General features: G+C 71.2%; 22 protein-coding genes. 16 read left to right on the forward strand and 6 right to left on the reverse strand.

Annotated features, from left to right (window positions below):
* The first annotated feature begins 16 nt into the window (after positions 1-16).
* Genes ACIPY8_RS04425 through ccsB form a run of 3 tightly spaced genes read left to right on the forward strand, consistent with a single transcriptional unit; the run spans position 17 to position 3,552 of the window.
* On the forward strand, positions 17-781 hold the full coding sequence (locus ACIPY8_RS04425; protein ID WP_400815379.1) for a cytochrome c biogenesis CcdA family protein: 765 nt from the start codon (positions 17-19) through the stop codon (positions 779-781).
* Positions 762-2,555, forward strand: a complete 1,794-nt coding sequence (locus ACIPY8_RS04430; RefSeq protein WP_400815382.1) for a cytochrome c biogenesis protein ResB — start codon at positions 762-764, stop codon at positions 2,553-2,555. The genes ACIPY8_RS04425 and ACIPY8_RS04430 overlap by 20 nt, the downstream gene beginning before the upstream one ends.
* A gap of 4 nt (positions 2,556-2,559) precedes the next feature.
* On the forward strand, positions 2,560-3,552 hold the full coding sequence (gene ccsB / locus ACIPY8_RS04435; RefSeq protein WP_400815384.1) for a c-type cytochrome biogenesis protein CcsB: 993 nt from the start codon (positions 2,560-2,562) through the stop codon (positions 3,550-3,552).
* Between the two features lie 10 nt (positions 3,553-3,562).
* Here ccsB and ACIPY8_RS04440 read toward each other — a convergent pair whose 3' ends face one another.
* From ACIPY8_RS04440 to ACIPY8_RS04450, 3 genes are all read right to left on the reverse strand, one after another.
* Positions 3,563-4,147 (reverse strand): 2'-5' RNA ligase family protein, encoded by a 585-nt coding sequence (locus ACIPY8_RS04440; RefSeq protein WP_400815386.1) that lies wholly within the window; start codon positions 4,145-4,147, stop codon positions 3,563-3,565.
* Between the two features lie 162 nt (positions 4,148-4,309).
* Complete coding sequence (locus tag ACIPY8_RS04445) at positions 4,310-6,193, reverse strand: YhgE/Pip domain-containing protein (protein WP_400815388.1); 1,884 nt, start codon at positions 6,191-6,193, stop codon at positions 4,310-4,312.
* The gene (locus ACIPY8_RS04450; protein WP_400815390.1) at positions 6,190-8,958 is read right to left on the reverse strand and encodes an MMPL family transporter; all 2,769 of its coding nucleotides are present in this window, start codon (positions 8,956-8,958) and stop codon (positions 6,190-6,192) included. Before ACIPY8_RS04450 ends, ACIPY8_RS04445 begins: the two co-directional genes overlap by 4 nt.
* A gap of 123 nt (positions 8,959-9,081) precedes the next feature.
* On the opposite strand from ACIPY8_RS04450, the gene ACIPY8_RS04455 reads away from it, so the two are divergent.
* Positions 9,082-9,702: a TetR/AcrR family transcriptional regulator gene (locus ACIPY8_RS04455; RefSeq protein ID WP_400815392.1), complete on the forward strand. Its 621-nt coding sequence runs from the start codon at positions 9,082-9,084 to the stop codon at positions 9,700-9,702.
* 119 nt (positions 9,703-9,821) lie between these two features.
* On the opposite strand, the gene ACIPY8_RS04460 is transcribed toward ACIPY8_RS04455, so the two are convergent.
* Both ACIPY8_RS04460 and ACIPY8_RS04465 read right to left on the reverse strand, forming a co-directional pair.
* The gene (locus ACIPY8_RS04460) at positions 9,822-10,799 is read right to left on the reverse strand and encodes an o-succinylbenzoate synthase (protein ID WP_400815394.1); all 978 of its coding nucleotides are present in this window, start codon (positions 10,797-10,799) and stop codon (positions 9,822-9,824) included.
* A gap of 59 nt (positions 10,800-10,858) precedes the next feature.
* Positions 10,859-11,875: a GNAT family N-acetyltransferase gene (locus ACIPY8_RS04465; RefSeq protein WP_400815396.1), complete on the reverse strand. Its 1,017-nt coding sequence runs from the start codon at positions 11,873-11,875 to the stop codon at positions 10,859-10,861.
* Positions 11,876-11,972: 97 nt separating this feature from the next.
* Between ACIPY8_RS04465 and ACIPY8_RS04470 the strand changes: the two genes are divergently transcribed.
* The 12 genes from ACIPY8_RS04470 (at position 11,973) to ACIPY8_RS04525 (ending at position 22,832) form a co-directional block, all read left to right on the forward strand.
* The gene (locus ACIPY8_RS04470; RefSeq protein ID WP_400815398.1) at positions 11,973-12,305 is read left to right on the forward strand and encodes a PadR family transcriptional regulator; all 333 of its coding nucleotides are present in this window, start codon (positions 11,973-11,975) and stop codon (positions 12,303-12,305) included.
* A gap of 1 nt (position 12,306) precedes the next feature.
* Positions 12,307-13,269 (forward strand): permease prefix domain 1-containing protein, encoded by a 963-nt coding sequence (locus ACIPY8_RS04475; protein WP_400815400.1) that lies wholly within the window; start codon positions 12,307-12,309, stop codon positions 13,267-13,269.
* 31 nt (positions 13,270-13,300) lie between these two features.
* Positions 13,301-14,233, forward strand: a complete 933-nt coding sequence (locus ACIPY8_RS04480) for a 1,4-dihydroxy-2-naphthoyl-CoA synthase (RefSeq protein ID WP_400815402.1) — start codon at positions 13,301-13,303, stop codon at positions 14,231-14,233.
* A 49-nt stretch (positions 14,234-14,282) separates the two neighbouring features.
* Positions 14,283-15,437, forward strand: coding sequence for an AMP-binding protein (locus tag ACIPY8_RS04485; RefSeq protein WP_400815405.1), 1,155 nt, complete (start codon positions 14,283-14,285; stop codon positions 15,435-15,437).
* A 26-nt stretch (positions 15,438-15,463) separates the two neighbouring features.
* The gene (locus ACIPY8_RS04490) at positions 15,464-16,555 is read left to right on the forward strand and encodes a hypothetical protein (RefSeq protein WP_400815407.1); all 1,092 of its coding nucleotides are present in this window, start codon (positions 15,464-15,466) and stop codon (positions 16,553-16,555) included.
* A gap of 13 nt (positions 16,556-16,568) precedes the next feature.
* Positions 16,569-17,360: a class I SAM-dependent methyltransferase gene (locus tag ACIPY8_RS04495; RefSeq protein WP_400815409.1), complete on the forward strand. Its 792-nt coding sequence runs from the start codon at positions 16,569-16,571 to the stop codon at positions 17,358-17,360.
* 67 nt (positions 17,361-17,427) lie between these two features.
* Positions 17,428-18,606 (forward strand): sensor histidine kinase, encoded by a 1,179-nt coding sequence (locus ACIPY8_RS04500; protein ID WP_400815411.1) that lies wholly within the window; start codon positions 17,428-17,430, stop codon positions 18,604-18,606.
* A complete protein-coding gene (locus ACIPY8_RS04505; protein ID WP_400815414.1) occupies positions 18,603-19,238 on the forward strand; it encodes a response regulator in 636 nt (211 codons plus the stop codon). The genes ACIPY8_RS04500 and ACIPY8_RS04505 overlap by 4 nt, the downstream gene beginning before the upstream one ends.
* Positions 19,239-19,334: 96 nt before the next feature.
* Positions 19,335-20,096, forward strand: coding sequence for an ABC transporter ATP-binding protein (locus ACIPY8_RS04510; RefSeq protein WP_400815416.1), 762 nt, complete (start codon positions 19,335-19,337; stop codon positions 20,094-20,096).
* Positions 20,093-21,565 (forward strand): FtsX-like permease family protein, encoded by a 1,473-nt coding sequence (locus tag ACIPY8_RS04515; protein ID WP_400815418.1) that lies wholly within the window; start codon positions 20,093-20,095, stop codon positions 21,563-21,565. Before ACIPY8_RS04510 ends, ACIPY8_RS04515 begins: the two co-directional genes overlap by 4 nt.
* A 67-nt stretch (positions 21,566-21,632) precedes the next feature.
* Positions 21,633-22,289 carry a 2-phosphosulfolactate phosphatase gene (locus ACIPY8_RS04520; protein WP_400815419.1) on the forward strand — a complete coding sequence of 219 codons (657 nt, stop codon included), beginning with the start codon at positions 21,633-21,635 and terminating at the stop codon, positions 22,287-22,289.
* 63 nt (positions 22,290-22,352) lie between these two features.
* Positions 22,353-22,832, forward strand: coding sequence for a DUF3054 domain-containing protein (locus ACIPY8_RS04525; RefSeq protein ID WP_400815420.1), 480 nt, complete (start codon positions 22,353-22,355; stop codon positions 22,830-22,832).
* Positions 22,833-22,841: 9 nt separating this feature from the next.
* On the opposite strand, the gene ACIPY8_RS04530 is transcribed toward ACIPY8_RS04525, so the two are convergent.
* On the reverse strand, positions 22,842-23,330 hold the full coding sequence (locus ACIPY8_RS04530) for a SprT-like domain-containing protein (RefSeq protein WP_400815422.1): 489 nt from the start codon (positions 23,328-23,330) through the stop codon (positions 22,842-22,844).
* Positions 23,331-23,356 lie beyond the last annotated feature (26 nt).

Below are 23,356 nucleotides of genomic sequence, written 5' to 3' on the forward strand. Positions count from 1 at the left end.
GCCCGGCGGGGGCGCCGTGAACCCCGAAGCCATCATCGGCTCGGGCGCTCTGTGGCTCGCAGTCCCCGTCGCCATGCTCGCGGGTCTCGTCTCGTTCCTCTCGCCGTGCGTGCTGCCGCTCGTGCCCGGCTACCTCGGGTTCCTCGGGGGAGCGGTCGCTCCCCGGGGCGCCGCGACCACGACGACGGATGCCGCGTCGCCGGCCCGCGGTCGGCTGCTGCTCGGCGTCCTGCTCTTCATCCTCGGCTTCAGCATCGTGTTCATCGCCTTCACGGTGCTCGGAGGCACCGCCGGGGTGTTCTTCCTCGTGTGGGGCGACCTCATCACGCGGATACTCGGCGTCGTCATCATCCTCATGGGCCTCGTGTTCCTCGGGATCTTCGGCTTCGCGCAGCGCGAGCTCCGCTTCCACGTCGACTCGAAGTACGGCATGATCGGCGCTCCGCTGCTCGGCATCGCCCTCGGCCTCGGCTGGGCGCCGTGCATGGGTCCGACGCTCGCCGCGATCATCGCCCTGTCGTTCAACGCGGGCGACCCGGTGCGCGCAGGGTTCCTCGGTCTCGCGTACTCGCTGGGCCTCGGCATCCCGTTCCTGCTGGTGGCGCTCGGCTTCGGGTGGGCCAGCCGGACGGTCGGGTTCCTGCGCCGCCACATCCGCATCGTCAACATCATCGGCGGCGTACTGCTGATCGTCCTCGGCGTCCTCATGGTGTCCGGTCTGTGGACCGACATCATGTCGCGCCTGACGGCGGTGATGAGCAATGTCACGACCCCGCTCTGACGATGAGACGCCCGACCGGAGGACCCCTCGTTCCGTGAAGACCACGACCCGCGACACCAGCAGCGACCCGCTCCGCCCGTCCGACCACGTCGACGGCAGCGACGACTCGATCACGCAGCCGCGTCTCGGGTTCGTGGGCTGGCTGCGTTGGGGCTGGCGTCAACTGACCTCGATGCGCACCGCGCTGATCCTGCTGCTCGTGCTCGCGATCGCGGCGATCCCGGGCTCGATCTTCCCGCAGCGCATGGCCGACCCGAACGGCGTGACGCAGTGGCAGCGCGACAACCCCGATCTCTTCCCCGTGCTCGACGGCCTGAAGATGTTCGACGTGTACCTGTCGCCGTGGTTCTCGGCGATCTACCTGCTGCTGTTCACCTCGCTCGTCGGCTGCGTGATCCCGCGCATCAAGCACCATGCCAAGGCGCTGCGCGCCCTGCCGCCGCGCACTCCCGCGCGCCTCAAGAGGCTCGCGGACCATCGAGCGGTCGAGCGCACCTCGACGGATGCCGCCGCCGACGCCGCCTCGACGATCGACATCGCGCAGAAGCAGCTCAAGGCGCTGGGATACCGCGTCGAGCGCTACGACGACAAGCGGTCCTCGTCGGTGTCGGCCGAGCGCGGGTACTGGCGCGAGACCGGCAACCTGCTGTTCCACCTGGCTCTCGTGGGCGTGCTCGTCACGATCGGCGTGGGCGGCGGCTTCGCCTACACGGGTCAGCGCGTGCTGGTCGAGGGGGAGACGTTCGCGAACACCCTGCTCGACTACGACTCCATGAACCGCGGACGCTTCGTCGGTGACGACGCCCTCGCTCCGTACTCGATGCGCCTCGACACGTTCGACGTCACCTACCAGCCGTTCGGCGAGGCGGGATCCGGGCAGGCCGGGAACTTCTCCGCCAACGTCACGGTGAACGAGCACGGCGAGGAGCGCACCGGCGCCGTCAAGGTGAACGAGCCGCTCGGCGTCGCCGACGACAACGTCTTCCTGCTCGGCAACGGCTACGCCCCGACCATCACGGTGCGCGATGCCGACGGCGACGTCGTGTTCACGAACAGCACGCCGTTCCTGCCCCAGGACAACAACATGACCTCCCTCGGCGTGATCAAGATCCCCGACGGGCTGGCCGAGCAGATCGGACTGGTCGGGTTCTTCTACCCGACCACGGGCGTGCTCGCCAGCGGGGCGTTCTTCTCCGCCTACCCGGATCTGACGAACCCGACGCTGACGCTCGACGTGTACTCGGGCGACCTCGGCATCGACGACGGGGTGCCGCGCTCCGTGTACGTGCTCGACACCGACGGGATGACGAAGGTCACCGGTCGCGGCACCGACCTCGAGTCGATCGAGCTCGCCCCCGGAGAGACCGCCGACCTGCCGAACGGACTCGGCACCGTCACCTTCGAGGACGAGTCGCCGGAGGGAGCGACCGACGCCTCGCAGTCGGTCAAGCGCTTCGCGTCGCTGCAGATCCACCGCGACGCCTCCGGGCCGTGGGTGCTCGGCTTCGCACTGCTCGCCCTGGGCGGCCTCATGCTCGCGCTGTTCGTGCCCCGCCGCCGCGTGTGGGTCAAGGCCACGCCCGGCGAGGCATCCGTCGCGCTGGAGTACGCGGGACTCGCACGCGGCGAGGACCCGACCCTCGCGCTCGCGGTCGACGACCTCGTCGCCGGTCACGCCCGTCTGCTCGACGCGGCCGGCGTCACGGCCGCGGTCGAGCCCGCATCCGAGGGCGGACCCGACGCCCCCGCATCCGACACCCCGAAAGTAGACTGACACCATGTTCGAACTCGAAGTGATCTCGCCGGTCCTGCTGTGGACGGCGATCGCGATCTATGCGGCGGCCTTCGTGGCCTACGCCTTCGACCTCGCGCGGCGCTCGCAGCTCACGGCCGACGCGGCGAGCGTGCGGGAGTTCGAGCTCGTCGGCGCGGGCGCGTCCGGCGGCACGGTCGGCGGTGCCGAGGCGAAGGGCGCTGCTGCGACGGCATCCGGCGCCGCCCCGAAGCGCTTCGTGATGGCGCGTATCGGAACGTCGCTCACGGTTCTCGCTTTCCTGTTCCACCTCGCCGCCACCCTGACGCGAGGTTTCGCCGCGGGCCGCGTGCCGTGGGCCAACCTGTACGAGTTCGCGATGATGGGCACGCTGCTGATCGTCGCCGTGTTCCTGGCCGTGCTCGTCAAGCTCGACCTGCGCTTCCTCGGCACGTTCATCACGGGTCTGGTCGTGATCCTGCTGGGCCTCGCCGCGACGAACTTCTACGTCGAGGTCTCGCCGCTCATGGACCCGCTCAAGAGCGTGTGGCTCGTGATCCACGTCTTCGTCGCCTCGCTGGGCACGGCGTTCTTCGCGCTCGCGTTCTCACTGTCGGTCATTCAGCTCATGCAGGCGCGGCGCGAGCGTCTGATCGCCGAAGGGGCTGAGAAGACGGGCCCGGGCTTCCTGCGCACGTTCCCCGGCGCGGACCGCCTCGAGAGCATGGCGTACCGCTTCACGATCATCGGCTTCATCCTCTGGACCTTCACGCTCATCGCCGGATCGATCTGGGCCTACTACGCGTGGAGCCGTTTCTGGGGCTTCGACGTCAAGGAGACCTGGACCTTCGTGATCTGGGTCCTGTACGCCGGGTACATCCACGCCCGTGCCACCCGCGGCTGGCGGGGCAACCCCTCGGCGTGGCTGTCGATCGTCGGCTTCTCGGCCGTGATCTTCAACTTCACGATCGTGAACGTCTTCTTCAAGGGGCTGCACGCCTACTCCGGCCTGAGCTGATCCTGTCGGGTCAGCCGCCGAGGGGAATGACCTCGGCGTGCTCGACGCCGTCCTCGTACCAGACCAGCTCGGCCTCCGTGAGGGTCTCCAGCGGGCGGTCGTCCAGATCGCGGACGGATGCTCGGGCGAAGGACTCCCACTCGTCGGTGGACAGCGTCTTGCCGTAGACGACCGACAGGTGGAACGTCCAGTCCTCCAGGCTCAGCTCGCCGAGGCGCCGGAAGTCCGTGCGGTCCAGCGCCGTGGTGAGGCTCGAGTAGGCGGCGACGAGCGAGGCGCTGCGCGCGAGGCGCAGGATCACGATCTGCCAGGGCGTCGGGAAGGCGTCGACCGCCTCGACCTCGACCTCGACCGGTGGCTGCTGGTCGGCCCAGTCGCGGATCAGGTCACGCAGCTCTCTCCGCCGCTCCGGTTCGTAGAAGCCGCGAAGCGTCACGTGCCCCGCGTGCGGATGCGGGATGCGGGCGAGTCGGAGCGCGGCATCCTGCGCCTGCTCGTACACCTCGGCCACGGCCGTCGTGGGGCGCAGCACGAGGTACTGCTGCCCGTCGAGGGAGGCGAGCTGCTCGGGCGTGTCCATGAACGGTCGGCGCATGCCCCGATCGTACGGACCCGCCACCGCATCCTCCCGTCATGAAGCCCGCCGCGGGCGTCACATCCGGGCACGGATTCGGAGCCCACACGAGACACGCCGCGCATCCCGGGGATACGCGGCGTGTCGGGCTGCGGCTCCGAAACCGTGCTCGGGGCAGCCGGGTCAGGCGGTCGCGATGGCCGCCTTCGGAGATGTCGTGCGGCGCAGCGTCACGGCCACGGTCGTCGCCACGAGCGACAGCACGCCCCACACGACGAGCGCCGCGGCCGCGCCGCCGCTCGCGGAGATGAGGCCGGAGAACGCGGATGCCGTCGGCAGGGCCGCCCCGAGATCGGCGAGCCAGCCTGGCACGGTGGACACGAGTCCCGTCGCGATCGCGAGCACGCCCACGAGCGCGCTGATCCATCGGCCGGTCCCGCCGAACACGGCCACCAGCGCCTGGTTGACGGCCGCGAAGGCGACCCCCGCGAGCACCGCCATGCCGGCGAACGCCCACCAGGTTCCGGCGTCGTAGCCGGCGACGATCTGGACGATCAGTGACACGAGCACTCCCTGCGCTGCGCCGATCGCCGCGGCGGGGGCGAACGAGCGCAGTGCGAGCCCTGCCGACGAGCGCCGCGAGGTGAGCGTGCGGGTCGTGTGCGCGCGCAGCACGAGGAACGACGCCATCGCACCGAACCACAGCACCACGGCGGCGAGCAGCGGGATCGCGGTGGGGCCGAAGATCGTGTTCCCGGAACCCTTCGCCGCGACCGGGTCGGCGATCACCGAAGCGAGCGACGTCGATTCCCCGTCGCTGAACGAGGGGAGGGACTCGGATGCCGTGTGCAGGCCGCCGGCGAGATCGCTCGTCCCGGTGGCCAGGGTGTCGAGTCCCGTCGTGAGGTCGGTCGCGCCGGTCGCGAGTTCGGTCGCCCCGGAGGAGAGCTGGTCGGCGCCGGAGGCGAGCGAACGGGCGCCGGCCGCGGACTGCACGAGGCCCTCGTCTGCGAGCTGCGTGAGGCCGCCGGCCAGTTGCGAGGTCCCGGCGCCGGCCTGGGAGAGCTGGCCGGCGATGGTCGACGTGACCTGGGTGTTGACCTGCGTGAGCCCGGCGGAAGCGCCCTCCGCCTGCTGCGCGAGGGTCTCGAGCTTCTTGCAGAACTCCGCGCCGGAGAGCAGCGGCTGGCACTGGTTCGCGAGGTCGCGGGCACTCGTCGCCACAGCCGCCGCGCCGCCGCTCACCTGTGCGGGGATGACCCCCTGCGCCTGCAGCTGCTGCGCTCCCGCCGTCAGTCCCTGCCCGATCGTCGCCGCACCGCCCGCGGCCTCGCGTGTCTTCGCGGTGAGCGTGTCGAGGCCCGAGGCGAGCGACGACGCTCCCGAGCTGAGCTGCGTCGCACCGGAGGCCAGTTGCGTGGCGCCGTCGGGGATCGCGGCGGCACCGGTCGCGGCATCCCGCGCTCCCGAGGCGAGCTGGGTCGCACCGTCCGCGGCGTCGCCGATCTGGTCGCCGATGGTCGTGAATCCGACGAGCACGTTCTTCATGGTCGCCTCCGACAGCATGGTGCCGGTGCTGGAGGCCGCGACGTCGGCGATCTGGCTCGTGATGAGGTCGTCGGCGACGAGTCCGTCGTCGGGGGTGGTGACGCGGACCGTGGCCTGCTCGGCCTCGCCGCCGCCGTCGGAGATCGCCTGCCCCGCGGAGGTCGCCGCGGCCGAGAAGTCCTCGGGGATCGTGACGACGGCCTGGTACGAGCCGTCGGCGAGGCCGTCGGCGGCATCCTCCTCGTTGGAGATCACCCAGGTGAGGTTCGAGTCGAGGTCGTCGGAGCCGTCGACCAGACCTGCGGCGAGCTGGCGGCCGAGAGGCGTGAGCTGACCGTCGATCGTGACGGGCTCGTCGAGGTTGACGATCGCCGCGGTCATGGAGTCGAGGCGCTCCGTGGGGTTCTGCAACGCGGCGACGAGGATGCCGCCGACCGCCGCAGGCAGCAGCAGGATGCCGAGGATCGTCAGCCAGGTGATGGGCTTGCGCGACCGGGCGCGCTCGATGGGGAGGGTCATGCGTTCACCTCGGTGGTCGTGGATGCGGTCTGGGCGACCGCGAGCGTGTCGATGTCGATGAGGGCAGGAGCGGGGCGTCCGGCGGACTCGAACAGGTCGAGCGCGGGCTGCGGCGAGACGGCGGTCGCGACGAGCGCGATCGACGGATCGGCGTCGCGCAGACGTGCGGCGAGCTGATCGCGTTCGGCGCGGCTCAGCCGGTCGACCGCATCGAGCACGACGACGGCCGGGCGGCCGCGCAGCGCCTCGGACAGCTGTGATGCGAGGGGCGCCGCATCCGTCGCGAGGACCGCACCCACGTGGGCGCGCACCCAGGCGGCGCGTCCGGGGAGCAGATGGCCGGCGACGCGCAGGCGTCCGTCGTCCGGCGTGACGCGTCCGGCGATCGCGAGGGCGAGCACGCGCAGCGCCCCGGAGGACGACCCCGTGACCACCGCCGTACCCGAGGGTGCGACCCGCAGGTGGACGCCCTCGACTCCGGCATCCGCGATCGCGAGGTCATCGGCCGCCACGACGGAATCGTCGCCGGGCCAGTCCGCGAGGTGGCGTTCGCGCTCCACGGCCTCGCCCTCGATGTCGACGCTCGGGAGGATCCTCTCGAGCCACGCGGGGATCTGCCAGGCGCGTTCGCCGAGGATCGCCATGAGCGCCGGGATCAGCGTCATGCGCACGAGGAACGCGTCGATGGCGATGCCGGCCGCGAGCCCGAGGGCGATCGGCTTGAGCGAGGAGTCGCCCTCGGGGACGAACGCGACGAACACCGCGAACATGATCAGTCCGGCCGCGGTCACGACCTTGGCCGATCCCGTGAAGCCGCTGCGCACGGCCCGGAGCGCGGCACCGCGGCGGGTCATCCGGTCGGGGCTCTTGGCATCGGGGTCGTGCACGAAGTCCTCGCGCATGCGCGAGACGAGGAACACCTGGTAGTCCATCGCGAGCCCGAACAGCACGCCCATGAGGATGATCGGCATGAAGCTGATGATCGGCCCGACCTTCGCGACGTGCAGGAGGTCGGCGAACCAGCCCCACTCGAAGACCGCGCCGACGATGCCGAACCCGGCGACGATCGACAACAGGTATCCGGCCGCGGCCGTGACCGGCACCCAGAGCGAGCGGAACACGATCGTGAGGAGGATGAGCGACAGGCCGATCACGAAGATACCGAACGGGAGCAGCGCGTGGCCGAGCTGGTCGGAGATGTCGATGCCGACGGCGGTGAAACCCGTGACCTTGAGGTCGATGCCGTACTCGTCGAGCCACTCGGCGTGATGCGAGCGCAGCTCCCGCACGAGATCGGCCGTGGCGGGGTCGTCCGGTGCCGTCTCGGGGATGATCTGCACGATGCCGGTGTCGGCCGTCTCGTTCGGGGTCGAGAGCGCGACCTCCTTGACGCCGTCGATGGTCGCGACCTCGTCGCCGAGATCCTGCATGAGGGTGAGCGGATCGGTCGACGTGACGATCGTGCCGGTGAGGATGAGGGGGCCGTTGAAGCCGGCGCCGAACTTCTCCGCGACGAGGTCGTAGCTCTGCCGCGCTTCGTTGTCCTTGGGGAGCACGCCGGCGTTCGGCAGGGCGAGGTTGAGGCTCAGCGCGGGGACCGCGACGATGCCGAGGCCGATCACGACGGCCAGCGACACGAGGATCGGGCGCTTCGTGACCCCGCTGACCCAGCGGTCGCTGAACCGACGACGGGGCGCGGGAGCCGGAGCATCCTTCTTCGCCTTCCGTTCGCGGCGTGGGCGGCCGACCACACGTCCCTTCATGAAGCCGAGCAGGGCGGGGGTGAGGGTCACGGCGATCGCGACGGCGACCGCCACGGCGGCCGACGCGGCCACGCCCATGGTCGTGAGGAACGGGATGCCGGCGAAGCCGAGGCCGATCAGGGCGATGAGCACCGTGACGCCGGCGAAGACGACGGCCGAGCCGGCGGTGCCGACCGCACGGGCCGTGGACTCCTCGGGCGGGACGCCGTCGCGGACCTGGTCCTGATGCCTCGCCATGATGAACAGCGCATAGTCGATGCCCACCGCGAGGCCCAGCATGAGGGCGAGCAGCGGGGTGGTCGACGAGACGGTTGCGAACGCCGTCGCGGCGAAGATGCCGGCCATCGAGATGCCGACGCCGAGCACGGCCGTGAGAAGGGGGAGCCCGGCCACGACGAACGAGCGGAACGTCACGATGAGCACGAGCAGTGCGATGAGGAGGCCGACCGCCTCGGTGAGCGTGACGCCGGGGATCGAGGTCGCGAACAGGTCGCCCCCGAGCGCGGTCTGCGATCCCGCGGGCAGTTCGTCGGACAGGTCGGCGACCACCGCACGCAGATCGTCCTGCGTCTCGGCGGACACGTCGGTCGACTGTCCGTCGAACTGCAGGCGGATGATGCCCGCGGTCTCGTCGTCGTTGATCATGCCGCTGACGTTCTCGTCGTAGGGGGAGGTCGCCGAGAGGACGGAGTCGTCGAGGTCGGCGAGCCCGTCCACGGTCTTCTCGATGTCCTGGCGGTACGGCTCGTCCGCGATCGAGTCGCCGTCCGCGGCGACCACGATGATCTGCGCGCTGGTGCCGCTGACCTGCGGGAACGAGCGGTTCAGCTGCTCGAGACCTGCCTGCGACTCGGTGCCGGGAATGGAGAAGGAGTTGTCCGTGCCCGCGCCGAGCACGAGCGCGCCGGCGCCGGCGAGTCCGAGTGCGAGCAGCCAGGAGACGAGCACGCGCCACGGGTGCCGGTACGACCAGCGGCCGAGGGAGGACAGGAGAGTGGACACGAGGCTCCTCTGGGAGATCCGGGTTGGATACACAGGTGTATCCAATACATATCTGTATCGTAGGGTCATCCACCCGCGGAAGTCTGTGTACGGGGTGTGAGAATGAAGGGTCAGGAGGATTCGATGACGACGCCCGCAACCCGCAGCCGAGAGAACACCCGAGCGCGCCTGCTCGACGCCGCCGCCCAGGTCTTCGCCGAGGTCGGCCTCGACGGCGCCTCGGTCGAAGCGGTCTGCGACCGAGCAGGCTTCACCCGAGGAGCCTTCTACTCGAACTTCGAGTCCAAGGACGAGTTGTTCCTCATGCTGGCCGGGAGCGTGGCCGAGCAACGGGTCAACGCCGTGCGCGACCGCGTCGACGAGATCGCCGCCGACGGGGGGCTCGCCCAGGACTGCGACCCGATCGAGCTCGTGCAGCAGATCATGGATGCCGGCAGCGACGACCGCCTCGGCGTGATGCTGATGAGCGAGATCCGCATCCGCGCGCTGCGCGACGCGCAGTTCGGCGCCGCCTACCTCGCCCAGGAGCGCGAGATGGTCACGAGCATCGCGACGATCATCTCCGACATCGTCGAGGTGAGCCCGCTCGAACTCCGCATCCCCGCGGACGCGGCCGCACGCATGCTCATGATCATCTGGGAGGGCATGACCGTGCGCGGAGCGATGGCCGGCCACGACTCGGACCGGCTCCGCCACTCCGGCAGCGAGGAGCTCGGGCGCCTCGTGCAGCTCCTGCTTGTCTGAACGACGGTCGCTGAGCCGCGCTCAGATGCATGCCGAGACATCGGATGCATGCCGGCTTGACGCCACACGGCCTGCATCCGTGATTCCGGCCTGCAGGTGAGCGGGGCTCCCGACGGCGACTAGCCCGCGGCGAGCACCGCGTGGCAGCGCTCGAGACGGGCGAGCCACCAGTCGCGACGGTCGGGGGACGCCGCGAGGCGGTCGAGCGCCGCGGCGTCCGGTACCGCGCGCTCGGCTGGGATCGCCCCGTCGGCCGGACGGCGATCGGCGACGTCGTCGAGGAACAGGGATGCCGTGCCGAGGCCGCAGTCGAACTCCAGGGTCGGCAGCGCCGCGGCGAGGGCGGCGCCCTGCGAGAGGCCGATCGCGGTGTCGAGCGCGCTGGACACCACCACGGGGAGGCCCGCGGCCGTCACGATCTGCAGGGCGTGGGTCACGCCGCCCAGCGGCTGCGCCTTGATCACGAGCAGGTCGGCGGCCTTCGCACGGGCGACCGCGAGCGGATCGGACGACTTGCGCACGCTCTCGTCGGCCGCGACCGGGATGCCCATGTACTTCACGCGGGTGCGCAGTTCGGCGAGCTCCGGCACGGTGGCGCACGGTTGCTCGATGTACTCGAGGTCGAACTCCGCGAGCGCGTGCACGGCGTGCTCGGCCTCGTCGACGTTCCACAGGCCGTTCGCGTCGACCCGGATGCGCCCCTCCGGTCCCAGGACCTCGCGCACGGCGCGGACGCGGGCGACGTCGTCGACGAGGGACTGACCGGGCTCGGCGACCTTGACCTTCGCCGTCCGGCATCCCGCGAACCGCGACAGCACCTCCGGCACGCGCGCCGCGTCCACGGCGGGGACCGTCGCGTTGACGCGGACGACATCTCGCACGGGTGCGGGCTGGGGGCGCCAGGCGAAGTCGATCGCGGCGGCGAGCCAGGTCGACGCCTCGGCATCCTCGTACTCGAGGAAGGGAGAGAACTCGGCCCATCCCTCGGGTCCTTCCAAGAGCAGGGCCTCGCGGGTGTCCACCCCCCGGAAGCGCATGTGCATCGGGAGCGAGACGACCCTGGCCGAGTCGAGCAGATCTGCGAGCGGCGGGAGCATGTGCCCATTGTGCTCTGTGCGGGCGGCGGGCACGGGACGCGTGCTCGTGTGCCGCAGGATCAGTCCAGGTGCTTCTGCAGCTCGCCCAGTCGTTCGACCGGACGGAACCCGAGCAGGGCGTTCACGGCGAGCATGTGGGAGTTCGACTCCGCATTGTGCGTGTACGCCGATCGAACCTCGGGTGCGGTGCTCTGCAGCATCCGCAGATTGGCGATCTTGACGGCCAGCCCGAGGCGGTGACCGCGATCCGCGGTCCGCACGAGCGTGCCCCACTGGTAGGCGTTGCCGTCGGTCGACACGACGAGCTGAGAGTACGCGGCCGCCGTGCCGTCGGGAGCGAGGGCGATCGTGCCGAACGAGAGCCGCCGCTGCCGTGCGATCAGGGCGTCGCTCTCGCGGATGCTGTCGACGTCGGGCGTCTGCGCCTCGATCTCCTTCTCGCCGGTCGGCGCCTCGGTCTCGAGCGACGCGTCGAGGATCGCCCACTGCTCGATCACCTCGTCGGGAACGCCTCCGACCCAGGATCTCATCTCGTATGCGCGGCCGGATGCCGCAGCCGCCGCCTCGTGCCCCCGAAGCGCACTCTCGTCGACGGGGAGGTCGAGGCGGCTCATCACGTCGCCCAGGGCGAGGGCGTAGCCGTGGCGGCGGGCGAACTCGCGGCCGGGTGACCCCGTCCCGTCGGGTCCGAGGTCGTGGGGCCACGACGTCGACGCCTGCGTCGTGGTCCGTCCGGCGCTCCGCGCCTCGTGCTCCAGCAGTGCGAGCGCGCGAGTGCCGACGCCGCGCCGTCGGTGCGCCGGAGGCACGCTCAGGCCCAGGTGGGCGATGCCGGTGTTGTCCTTGAGGGGGAGGGCGAGGCTGGCGGATCCGAGGACCGCGCCCGCGTCTCGGATCAGGTAGGCCCGTCTGTCGACGACAGCGGACTCCTGCTGCAGCTCGCTGCGCGTCTCGTCGCGGGTCCAGACGGTGGCTCCGGCGCCGCGGTCTGCCCGCTCGGCGGCGGCGTACGCCTCCCACCAGGCGTCGACGGCGTCGTCGTCGAACGGATCGAGGCGGTGGAGGTCGAGAGGCATGCGTCCACGCTATCGATCCCGGTCCAACCGCCCGAGAGTGCGTCATCCATATCTGTGCCATTGACGATAGTGTGTGACGCACAGTAATGTGACGGACATGAACGAGACGCTCGACACGCACCTGCAGGAACTGCGCCGCGGCACCGTGGTGCTGGCCTGCCTGCAGCTGCTGCGCACCGCCGGATACGGCTACGGACTGCTCGAGCAGCTCGAGGCGCGCGGGTTCTCGACCGACGCCAACACGCTGTACCCGTTGCTTCGTCGACTCGAGAAGCAGGAGTACCTCACGAGCGAGTGGAACACCGACGAGGCCAGGCCCCGCAAGTTCTATCGCACATCGGAGGCCGGCATCCGGCTCGCCGACACCCTCACCGACGAATGGCGCGCCCTCACGACGGCCATCACCTCCCTCACCTCCGAGGAGAACTGACATGCCCACCACAGCCACCCTCACCGAGCGCTACATCGGCGCGACGATCCGCAGCCTGCGCCCCGAGGCGCAGGGCGACGTGCGCGCCGAGCTCGAGGCCTCCATCGCCGATGCGATCGAGGCCCGCCTCGAGCATGGCGAGACCCCGGAGTCCGCCGAGCGCGCGGTCCTCACCGAGCTCGGCGACCCGGGGCTGCTGGCGGCCGGATACGCCGATCGTCCGCTGCACCTCATCGGGCCGAGGTACTACCTGACCTGGTGGCGGCTGCTGAAGCTGCTGCTCTGGATCGTGCCTGCCTGCGTGCTCGTGGCCGTCGCGCTCGGGCATGTACTCTCGGGTGCTGACACCGGGGAGGTGATCGGCTCCGCCGTGGTCGCGACGCTCGGGGCCGTCGTGCACATCGCCTTCTGGACCACCCTGGTGTTCGTCATCCTGGAGCGCTCGAACAGCGAGACCACGATTGCGGACTGGGACGTTGACCAGTTGCCCGAGCCGAGCGAGAACGGCGCCGGCCGCGCGGATGCGATCGCCTCGATCGTGTTCCTCGTGCTCGGCGTCGGTGCGGTGTTCTGGGACGCGCTGCTCGGGTTCTTCCCGACCGGAGGAGCGCCGATACCGTTGCTGCACCCCGGTCTGTGGCCGTGGGGCATCACCGTGCTGTTCGCGCTCATCGCGGCCGAGACGCTGCTGACGATCGCCGTCTACGCCCGCGGGCGCTGGACGGTCGGGCTCGCGGTCGTCAATACAGTGCTCGCCTTGGCCTTCTCGGCGTGGGCGCTGGTGCTGCTGGTCCGCGGTGAACTCGTGAACCCGGCGTTCCTCGAGTTCACTGCCCGCGGCGACGTCGTCGAACCCGACGTGCTCAATATCCTCGCCATCATCACGGGTTTCTGCCTCGTCGCGTTCCCTCTCTGGGACATCGTCGACGGGTGGATCAAGACGGCGCGAGCGTCCCGCTCGTGACCGTCGGGCCTGCGGGAATAGGCTGGATGCCGTGACCAGCGCATTCGTCTCCGACCTGTTCGACCCCGACGAGTGGACGCTCGCGCCCGGCGCCGAGGAGTACACCGACATCACGGCGCACGTCACGCACGACGGCGGCGTCGCCCGCATCGCGTTCGACCGCCCCGAGGTGCGCAACGCGTTCCGCCCGCACACGGTCGACGAGCTCTACCGCGCGCTCGACATCGCGCGTCAGGACCCGCGCATCGGCGCCGTGCTGCTCACCGGCAACGGGCCGAGCCCCAAGGACGGCGGCTGGGCCTTCTGCTCGGGCGGCGACCAGCGCATCCGCGGACGCGATGGCTACAAGTACTCCGACGACGAAGATTCGGTCGTTGAGCGAGCGGAGCGAGACGAAACGCACGCGCGCGCCGGCCGACTGCACATCCTCGAGGTGCAGCGCCTGATCCGGTTCATGCCGAAGGTCGTGATCGCGGTCGTCCCCGGGTGGGCCGCGGGGGGCGGGCACTCCCTGCACGTCGTGTGCGACCTCACGATCGCCTCGGCGGAAGAGGCCCGCTTCAAGCAGACGGATGCCGACGTCGGAAGCTTCGACGCGGGATACGGCTCCGCGTACATGGCGCGCCAGACCGGGCAGAAGTTCGCGCGGGAGGTGTTCTTCCTCGCCGAGGAGTACTCGGCGCAGCGCGCCTACGAGGCCGGTGCCGTGAACCGCGTCGTCCCGCACGCCGAGCTCGAGCGCGAGGCCCTGTCGATGGCGCGCACGGTGCTCACCAAGTCGCCGACCGCGATCCGCATGCTGAAGTTCGCGTTCAACGCCGTGGACGACGGTCTGGTCGGACAGCAGGTCTTCGCGGGCGAGGCCACGCGCCTGGCTTACGGCACGGACGAGGCCGTCGAGGGCCGCGACTCCTTCCTCGAGAAGCGCGACCCCGACTGGTCGTCGTTCCCCTGGCACTACTGAGTCCGGAATCACCGGAACCTCGGACGGACGAGCAGAGGACGGAGCGGTCATGGTCGGACTGATCGCGATGGACGCCGACGACCCCGCGCTGCTGCGCGACGCCCTCGCCCGCGCGCTGGAGGGCGGTCCTGCGCTGGGCTTCGGGATGCTCGGCGACGCCCCGGACTGGGTTCCGCGCGGCACCGCGGTCGTGATCGCGACCTCGGGCTCCAGCGGCATCCCCAAGAGGGTCGCGCTGAGCGGGGAGGCGCTGCGCGCGAGCGCCGAGGCGACGGCGCAGCGCATCGGCTCGGGACGCTGGCTGCTCGCGCTCCCCGGCGGGTACGTCGCGGGTCTTCAGGTCGTCGTCCGCTCGATCCTCGCCGGCACGGACCCCGTCGCCCTCGACGGCCGCTTCTCTCCCGAGTCCTTCGCCGAGGCGACGCTGTCGATGCTGCGGCCGATGCCGGGCGACGGCCTCCCCGAGCTGTACACCTCGCTCGTGCCCGCACAGCTGTCGACGCTGCTCGACGCCGCCGGCGATGCTCCGGTGCTCGCGGCGCTGCAGGCGTACCGGGCGATCCTCGTCGGAGGTCAGGCGCTGCCGGAGCCGCTGCGCGAGCGCGCGGCCGATCTCGGGGTGCGGCTCGTGCGCACGTACGGCTCCACCGAGACGAGCGGCGGATGCGTGTACGACGGCGTTCCGCTGGAATCCGTGGCCGTGCGGACGGTCGACGGCGAGCTGCGGATCGCCGGGCCCATGCTGGCCGACGGGTATCTCGGTGACGGCGAGCTCACCGCCCGGAACTTCACGCACGACGAGCACGGCATCCGCTGGTATCGCACGGGCGACCTCGGTCTCGTCGAGGACGGGGTCGTGCGCGTGCACGGCCGCGCCGACAACGTGATCGTCTCGGGCGGGATCAACGTGTCCCTGGATCGCGTCGAGAGGATCGTGCGGCGCATCCCCGGTCTCAGCGGCGCGGTGGTGGTCGGAGTCGACGACGAGCGGTGGGGCGAGGCCTCGGTCATCGTCGCCGTGCGGGGGGAGGCTCTGCGCCGCAGCGAGTCCGACCAGCTCGTGCAGGCGCGCGACGCGGTCGCCGAGGAGCTCGGCAAGCACGCGCGTCCCGCGCGGATGGTCCTCGTCGACGAGCTCGACGTGCTCGCCTCGGGCAAGCCGGACCGCGAGTCCATCCGGCGCGCGGTCGCCGACCTGCGCTGAGCGCGCCGACCCCGTACGGTGTGCACGTGGAGATCCTGAGGCTCGCGGGCGGCCCCGGCGTCGGCAAGAGCGCCGTCGCCTGGATCATCGCGCAGCGTCTGCGCTCCGACGGCATCCGCGCCGGGTACGTCGACATCGACCAGCTCGGCATGTGCTATCCGGCTCCTGAGGGGGACCCCGATCGCTGGGCTCTGAAGGAGCGCGTGCTGGCGCGCGTGGCGCGGGGCTTCGCGGCGACGGGAGCAGCGACCCTGGTGGTCTCGGGCGTCGCGGAGACCCGCTTCGAGCCGCCCGCGCACGGCTACCCGGCGACCTCGGTGTGGCTGGATGCGGCGGAGTCCGTGCGCCGGTCGCGTCTGGCTGTGCGGGACTGGGCCGAGGAGCAGGTGACCGGAGCGCTCGCCGCCGGCACCGCGGAGTCCGCGGACGCGCACACGGATTGGCGACGCGTGCCGACCGACGACCTCACAGCCGACGAGGTCGCGGACCGGGTGATCGCCGAGGTGGAGGGCTCTGACGACCCCGATCAAGCGGCGGAGCATGAGCTGACCGGCGTCTCCCGCGCGAGCGGCAGCGTCCTCTGGATCACCGGCCCGCGGCTCGTGGGCGCCTCGACCGTCGGATGGCGCATCGCGTCGGAGCGCTGGGCGGCAGGCCTGCGCACCGGATTCGCGGATGCCGCACAGCTCGCGTTCGCGCCCGACGCACCGGGTCTCGCGCTCGCCGGTGTCGTCGCCCTGCACGAGTCGTTCGCGGAGGTCGGCGCCGAGGCGCTGGTGGTCGTCGCGCCGGCCACGATCGCGCCCGCCGAGGTCACGGCGGCCTTTCCGCACGCCGACGTCGCCGTGGTGCGCCTGGACGCCGACGAGGCGTCGAGGCGTGCGCGCTCGGAGCAGCGCCGAGCGGGCGGAGGTCCGCTCCTCGCGGGTGATGACGTGGCGGGATCGTCGGATGTCGAACTCGAGGAACTGCTCGCGGCGAGCGGAGCCGGGGTGGGGGCGGCGCCGGAGGCCCTGGTGGTCGACACCTCGGGACTCGAGGCGGACGCCTCGGCGGATGCCGTGCGGGCGGCGCTCGCCGCCGACGGCCCGTGGAGTCGGAGCACGACACGTTCCTGACACACTGTGGAGCATGGCCACCTACACGCACGGGCATCACGAATCCGTCCTCCGTTCGCACAGTGTCCGCGATATCGCGAACTCCGCCGCGTACCTGCGCCCGCACCTCCGGGCCGACACGCGACTCCTCGATGTGGGCGCCGGTCCCGGCAGCATCACGGTCGACTTCGCCGGCGTCGTCGCGCAGGTGACGGCGACCGAGATCGACGACACCGCGCTCTCGCTCTCGCGTGATCTCGCCGCAGGGCTCGGCCTCACGAACCTCGCATTCTCCGTCGAGGACGTCCACGCGCTGAGCTTCGCCGACGACTCCTTCGACGTCGTGCACGCCCACCAGGTGCTGCAGCACGTCGGCGACCCGGTGCAGGCGCTGCGCGAGATGCGGCGCGTCGCGGTGCCGGGCGGCGTGGTCGCGGCGCGCGACGCCGACTACGCCGCATTCCACTGGTTCCCGATGCTGCCCGAGCTCGACGCGTGGCTGGACCTCTACCGCCGGGCGGCCCGCGCGAACGGCGGCGAGCCCGATGCGGGGCGCCGACTTCTGTCGTGGGCGCGCGCCGCGGGCTTCGCGGACGTCACGGCGACGGCGTCCACCTGGTGCTACGCGACCCCCGAGGACCGCGCGTGGTGGGGCGGGATGTGGGCCGACCGCATCCTCGAATCCGCGCTCGCGCGTCAGCTGCTCGACGGCGGGATGGCCTCGTCGTCCGATCTGCGGGCGATCAGCGAGGCGTGGAGGCTCTGGGCCGACGACGGCGACGGCTGGTTCCTCGTGCCGCATGGCGAGATCATCGCTCGTGCGTGATCGCCGCCCGCTCGGATACATCCTCCGGCGGATGCGAGCCGACCTCGGCCCCGCGTAGCGTGGGGGAGTGATCCGCCCGCTCTCCCGCACCGCGCTCGTCCTCGACATCGTCGGGGCGTCGCTGCTCTTCATCGTCTTCACGCCGATGTCGATCGTGTTCTACGGGCCGGGGACGGGCAACACCGACATCTCCGGGCCCTCCGCTGCGGCCGTCGTGATCGCGAGCCTGCTCATGTTCGGCGGCGTGGCGATCGGCCGCCTGGCCCCCAGACTCGCGCTGATCGCCGCTTGGGTCGGCGCGGTGCTGCAGATGCTCGCCGGATTCGGCCCACTGCCGATCGACGTCGCGATCCTCATGGTGCTGTATGCGACGGCAGCCTGGGGCAGCCGACGTGTGCTGTGGTGGGGTTTCGGTTCCGCCATCGGCGGCGGATTCGTCGCGGCGACCTACATGGTCATCGTGAACGGCGTGGCCTTCGGCACCGGCAGCGGATGGGACAAGATCACCGCGGGCACATTGCTGCTCGTCCTCTCCCTGCTCGCGCTCGGGTTCGCGTGGGTGTGCGGCCTGCTGTGGCGCGTCATCCTGCGCTCGCGCCGCACGAGAGCCGCCCAGCTGCAGGCGGAGTCGCTGGCGGCCGAGGAGCAGGAGCGGGTGCGCATCGCGCGCGACATGCATGACATCGTCGCGCACTCCCTCGCGGTCGTGATCGCCCAGGCCGACGGCGCACGGTACGCCGCCGCCGCGAAACCGGAGGTGGCGACGGAGGCGCTCGGCACGATCGCCCAGACCGCCCGCGGTGCACTGAGCGATGTGCGGCTGCTGCTCACCCAGCTGCGCCATCGCCAGGGAGACGGCCCGCAGCCGACGCTCGCCGACTTGGAGGCGCTGTTCGCCCAGGTGCGGCAGGCCGGTATCGAGCCACGCATCACGATCGACCCGACCCCGCCCGGAGAACCGCCGGGAGCGATCCAGCTCGCCGTGTACCGCATCCTGCAGGAGGCGCTCACGAACGCGATCAGGCACGGCGACGGCGCGGTCGACGTGCACCTCGCGTGGCTTCCCGACCGTGTCGACATCCAGGTGCGCAACACGGTGGCGCGGGAGCAGACGGCCGCGGTCGGCGGGCACGGACTGATCGGCATGCGAGAGCGGGCGCAGCTCGTGGGCGGTAGCCTTCAGGCGGAGCGTCAGGGTGCGCAGTTCGTCGTGCGCGCGACGCTCCCGATCGGAGAGAGTGCATGATCAGGGTCGTACTCGTGGATGACCAGGCGCTGTTCCGCGCCGGCATCCGCATGCTCATCGCCTCGCAGCCCGACCTCGACGTCGTGGGCGAGGCGGGGGACGGACGCGAGGCGATCGACCTCGTCCGTGCCGTTCGGCCCGACGTCGTGCTCATGGACATCCGGATGCCGGTGATGGACGGCCTCACCGCGACCGCGGAGATCCTCCTGCAGCCCGAGCCACCGCGCATCGTGATGCTCACGACGTTCGATCTCGACGAGGCGGCCGCGCGGGCGATCCGGCAGGGGGCGAGCGGTTTCCTGCTCAAGGACGCCGATCCCGAGTTCCTCCTCGCCGCCATCCGCACGGTGCACTCCGGATCGAGCGTGATCGCCGCTTCAGCGACCCGCGAGCTGTTCGAGCACTTCGCCGAGACTCCGAAGCCCGTTCCCCCGCAGTTCTCGTCGCTCACGGACCGGGAGCAGGAGATCTTCGCCCTGGCCGCCCGCGGGCTCTCGAACTCCGAGATCGCGGCACGGGAGTACCTGAGCGAGGCCACCGTGAAGACCCACATCAGTCGTATCCTCACCAAGCTGTCCCTGCGTGACCGCGTGCAGCTCGTGGTGTTCGCGTTCGAGCACGGGCTCGCCTGACCGTTCCTCCGACGCCTCCGGATCATCCTGGAGATGTACGCGGATGCGTCGAGCGGCCGACGCGCCGCACCACGCCGCGGAAATAGCGTCGATGACATGGAGATCACGACCACCGACCTCGGGCTCGCCGCCCGCGTCCAGCACCTCACTAAGACCTACGGCTCCGGCGAGGGCACGGTCCACGCGCTCGACGACATCAGCGTCGGCATCCGTCGTGGGCAGTTCACCGCCATCATGGGCCCGTCCGGGTCCGGCAAGTCCACGCTCATGCACATCATGGCCGGGCTCGACACCCCCACCGGGGGCCGCGCCTGGATCGGCGACACCGAGATCACCGGCCTCGGCGACCTCGACCTCACGATCCTGCGCCGCCGCCGCGTCGGCTTCATCTTCCAGGCGTTCAATCTCGTGCCCACCCTCACCGCGCTCGGCAACATCATGCTGCCGTTCGAGCTCGACGGTCGGCGTCCCAGCGCCCTGGAGAAGGCGCGGATCGACGGCCTGATCGACACCCTCGGTCTCGGCGCGCGCCTGCAGCACCGCCCGCACCAGCTGTCCGGCGGCCAGCAGCAGCGTGTCGCGATCGCCCGCGCGCTCGCCACGGCGCCGGATCTCGTGTTCGCCGACGAGCCCACGGGGAACCTCGACTCGAAGACCGGCCGCGAGGTCCTGCAGCTCCTCGCGACCGCGAGTCGGGAGCACGGCCAGTCGATCGCGATGGTCACGCACGACGCGATCGCCGCGAGTCACGCCGACCGCGTCCTGTTCCTCGGCGACGGCCGTATCGTCGCCGACCACCCGCGGCAGAGCGCCGAGGAGATCTCGGCGTACATGCTCGCGGCGGAGGTGGCGGCGTGAGCGCCGTCGTCGAGCCGCTCACGCGCACGATCGTGCCGGAGAGCGTGGCCACGGCCCCGCGTCTCGCGTGGCTGCGCGACCGCGGCATGGGTGCCAGTCTGCTCGTCGCCGCGCTGTCGGCGGCGTTCGGCGTGGTGCTGGTCGAGACCACCGCGTTCCTCGGCGCGGTGCTGCAGGCCGATCCCTACATCGGAGACAGCGGCACCCTCGCGGTCGTCGTCGGCCTGCTGTCGGTTCTGCTGACCGCCGTGGCGATGTACGTCGCGGCGATCGTCACGGCCAACACCTTCTCGACGATCATCGCCGGTCGCACGAGGCAGATCGCGCTCATGCGCCTGATCGGGGCCACGGCGCGCTCGCAGCGGGCGGAGGTCGGACGCCAGGGCCTCGTCGTCGGCGTGATCGGCGCCGCGCTCGGGCTGCTCGCGGGCATCGGCATCGCGGCCATCGGCGTGCAGATCGGGACGTCGCTGATCGCGAACGTGCCCGGCGACTTCACGCTCGCGCAGCCGTTCGTGCTGCTCCCGGCGGTCGGCGTCGCGCTGACGACGTGGGCGGCGGCGTGGGCCGGATCCCGCCGCGTCCTCACCGTCACGCCTCTGCAGGCCATCGGAGGGTCGGTCGAGCGCACCCACGACGAGGTGTCGCGCACGAGCCGGCATATCGGCTCGTGGATCCTCCTCGTGACGGGCACACTGCTCCTCGCGGCCGGTGTCGCCGTGGGGCTGATGCATCCGATCGGCGTGGCCGTCGCGTTCGTGGGCGGTCTGCTCTCGTTCACGGGGCTCGCCCTCGGGTCCGTGCTGTTCATGCCGCCGGTGCTGCGTCTCGTGGGACGGATGTTCGGCTCGAGCGCCACCGCGAGGCTCGCGGCCGAGAACGCCTTGCGCTACCCCGAGCGCTCGTCGCGCATGGCGATCGGCGTGGTCATGGGTGTGACGCTCGTGACGATGTTCGCCGTGGCCCTGGAGTCGGTCAAGCAGATGCTCATCGGGCAGTCCGAAGGATCGATCCCCGACGAGTTCTTCACGCCGTTCGACGCCTTCGCGGGAGTCATGATGGTCCTCGTCGCGGTCTCGGCCGTGATCGCCGCCGTCGGTCTCGTGAACCTCCTCACGATCGGCGTCGTGCAGCGGCGTCGTGAACTGGGGCTGCTGCGCTCGATCGGGCTGTCGAACGCCCAGATCCGCCGCATGGTGCTGCTCGAGGCGACGCACATCACGGTCGCGGCCACGCTCACCGGGCTCGTCCTCGGGGTCGTGTACGGGTGGATCGCGGCGCAGTCGCTGCTCGGATCGACCCCCACGCTGCCCGACTTCGAGCCCGCGGGACTCGTCGCCCCGCACGTGCCGTGGTTGCCCGTGGTGATCATCGTCGCCGCGACCGCCGTGCTCACGCTCGTGGCCGCCGCCGCGCCGACCCGGCTCGCCACGCGCGTCGCCCCGGTGGAGGCGCTCGCCGCGGACTGACCGTCATCTTTCGACACCCTCGTCCTCTCCGGAGGGCGGGGGTGCCGTCGCGTCCTAGGCTGGACGGATGCCGACTCCCTTCGATCAGTCCACGTATCAGGTGCGCCTCGAGTGGGGAGTCGACGGACTCGCCCGCCTGGCACCCGCCGACATCGTCGTGGTCGTCGACGTGCTGCGGTTCTCCTCGACGGTCGCGGACGCCGTGGCATCCGGCTCCTCGGTGGCCCTCGACGACGCGCAGGGATGGTCGCGGAACGGCGCGGCCGTGGCCGCCGCCGCGCGGGACGCGGTCGTGCTCGTGGGTGGACTCCGCAACGCGACGGCCGTCGCCGCTGCCGTCACGACGCTGCAGGAGCGCCGTCAGGCCCGCACCTCGGTCGCCGTCATCGCCGCGGGGGAGGCCGACTCCGCCGGGGTGCTGCGGTTCGCGGTCGAGGACCAGCTGGGAGCCGGCGCCGTGATCGACGCGCTCACGACCCGCGGCATCGACCACACCGCCCCGGATGCCGCGGTCGCGGCCGAAGGGTTCCGCGCGCTGCGTCGCGCTCTGCGTCACATGGTCAGCGCCAGCGGGTCGGCGCGCGAGATCGCGGAGGGAGTGCCCGCGACGGATCGCATGTCCGCCGCAGGGCTCGTGCCCACCACGGCTGCGGACGCGGCGGTGCTCGACGCGATCGACGTGGTCCCGGTGCTGCGCGACGGGGAGTTCGTCGCCTTCGACTGAGGTGTCGACCGCCTTCGGGTGAGTCCTGCGGGCGAAGTCCCGGCCGCGTCGTAGGGTCGGGGCATGAGATACGTCCCCGCTCTCATCCTCGACGCCGTCTTCGTGCTCGTGTTCGCCGTGATCGGCCGCGCCTCGCACCAGGAAGACGCCGGCGGCTTCCTCATCACCGCCTGGCCGTTCCTCGTCGCGCTGCTGCTCGGACACGCGGTGGCCGCACTCCTGCCCGCGCGTCCGCGTCGACCCTGGTCGCTGCTGTGGGGCGTCGTGGTCTGGGTGGTGACGGTCGTGGGCGGCATCCTGCTGCGTCTCGTGTCGGGCGACACGGCACAGGTCGCCTTCGTGATCGTCGCGACGCTCACCCTGGGTCTACTGCTCGTGGGCTGGCGGGCGGTCGCCGCGCTTCTGCGCCGACGCGCTGCACGACCCGCGGAGAGCGATCCCGCACCGGTCGATCCCGCACCGGTCGAGTCCGCACCGGTCGAGTCCGCACCGGTCGAGTCCGAGCGCGTCGACGACGCGGACGCGGACGAGCGCCGCTCCTGAGCTCGACCGTCAGCGCGACATCTGCGCCGCGAGCCGCACGTCCGCGCTGATCTCCCGCCGCGCCCAGGCGAACACGTATCGAGCGTCGAAGCTGCGCGAGCAGCGCGCGCACGACGTCGCCCTCGACGGACGGCGGTGCCGGTACGTGACGTGACCCGCCGGGCAGGTGCCGACCCACGGTGCGAGCTCGACCGCGGTCTCTCCGCGGTGCGTGGTGCCGCCGACGTAGCCCAGGTCGCGGGCCACGCGCTTCCAGGTCGAGCCGTGCGCGGCGGCATGGCCGGCCAGCGCGTGCGCGACCTCGTGCAGCAGCACCTGATGGATCTCGTCGTCCTCGAAGCGCGCGGCGAGGTACCGCGACACCGTGATGCGCTTCTTCGAGTAGTCGCACTGACCCGCGCGTCGCTTCGCATGGTCGAACCCGAACGACCAGCTGTCGTCGAGGTGCATCGTGATGAGTGCCTCGCCCCAGACGCGCACTCGCTCCAGTTCCGCCATGCGCTCAGGCTAAGCCATGCCGCCGA

The sequence above is a fragment of the Microbacterium sp. NPDC089696 genome (assembly GCF_044749125.1).
Taxonomy (GTDB): Bacteria; Actinomycetota; Actinomycetes; order Actinomycetales; family Microbacteriaceae; genus Microbacterium.

Bases quoted from the DNA above. Each gene is read 5' to 3' on its own strand.
- ACIPY8_RS04430 (WP_400815382.1), top strand. From the start codon at position 762: ATGTCACGACCCCGCTCTGACGATGAGACGCCCGACCGGAGGACCCCT.
- ccsB (WP_400815384.1), top strand. From the start codon at position 2,560: ATGTTCGAACTCGAAGTGATCTCGCCGGTCCTGCTGTGGACGGCGATC.
- ACIPY8_RS04440 (WP_400815386.1), bottom strand. From the start codon at position 4,147: ATGCGCCGACCGTTCATGGACACGCCCGAGCAGCTCGCCTCCCTCGAC.
- ACIPY8_RS04445 (WP_400815388.1), bottom strand. From the start codon at position 6,193: ATGACCCTCCCCATCGAGCGCGCCCGGTCGCGCAAGCCCATCACCTGG.
- ACIPY8_RS04455 (WP_400815392.1), top strand. From the start codon at position 9,082: ATGACGACGCCCGCAACCCGCAGCCGAGAGAACACCCGAGCGCGCCTG.
- ACIPY8_RS04460 (WP_400815394.1), bottom strand. From the start codon at position 10,799: ATGCTCCCGCCGCTCGCAGATCTGCTCGACTCGGCCAGGGTCGTCTCG.
- ACIPY8_RS04465 (WP_400815396.1), bottom strand. From the start codon at position 11,875: ATGCCTCTCGACCTCCACCGCCTCGATCCGTTCGACGACGACGCCGTC.
- ACIPY8_RS04470 (WP_400815398.1), top strand. From the start codon at position 11,973: ATGAACGAGACGCTCGACACGCACCTGCAGGAACTGCGCCGCGGCACC.
- ACIPY8_RS04475 (WP_400815400.1), top strand. From the start codon at position 12,307: ATGCCCACCACAGCCACCCTCACCGAGCGCTACATCGGCGCGACGATC.
- ACIPY8_RS04485 (WP_400815405.1), top strand. From the start codon at position 14,283: ATGGTCGGACTGATCGCGATGGACGCCGACGACCCCGCGCTGCTGCGC.
- ACIPY8_RS04495 (WP_400815409.1), top strand. From the start codon at position 16,569: ATGGCCACCTACACGCACGGGCATCACGAATCCGTCCTCCGTTCGCAC.
- ACIPY8_RS04505 (WP_400815414.1), top strand. From the start codon at position 18,603: ATGATCAGGGTCGTACTCGTGGATGACCAGGCGCTGTTCCGCGCCGGC.
- ACIPY8_RS04510 (WP_400815416.1), top strand. From the start codon at position 19,335: ATGGAGATCACGACCACCGACCTCGGGCTCGCCGCCCGCGTCCAGCAC.
- ACIPY8_RS04520 (WP_400815419.1), top strand. From the start codon at position 21,633: ATGCCGACTCCCTTCGATCAGTCCACGTATCAGGTGCGCCTCGAGTGG.
- ACIPY8_RS04525 (WP_400815420.1), top strand. From the start codon at position 22,353: ATGAGATACGTCCCCGCTCTCATCCTCGACGCCGTCTTCGTGCTCGTG.
- ACIPY8_RS04530 (WP_400815422.1), bottom strand. From the start codon at position 23,330: ATGGCGGAACTGGAGCGAGTGCGCGTCTGGGGCGAGGCACTCATCACG.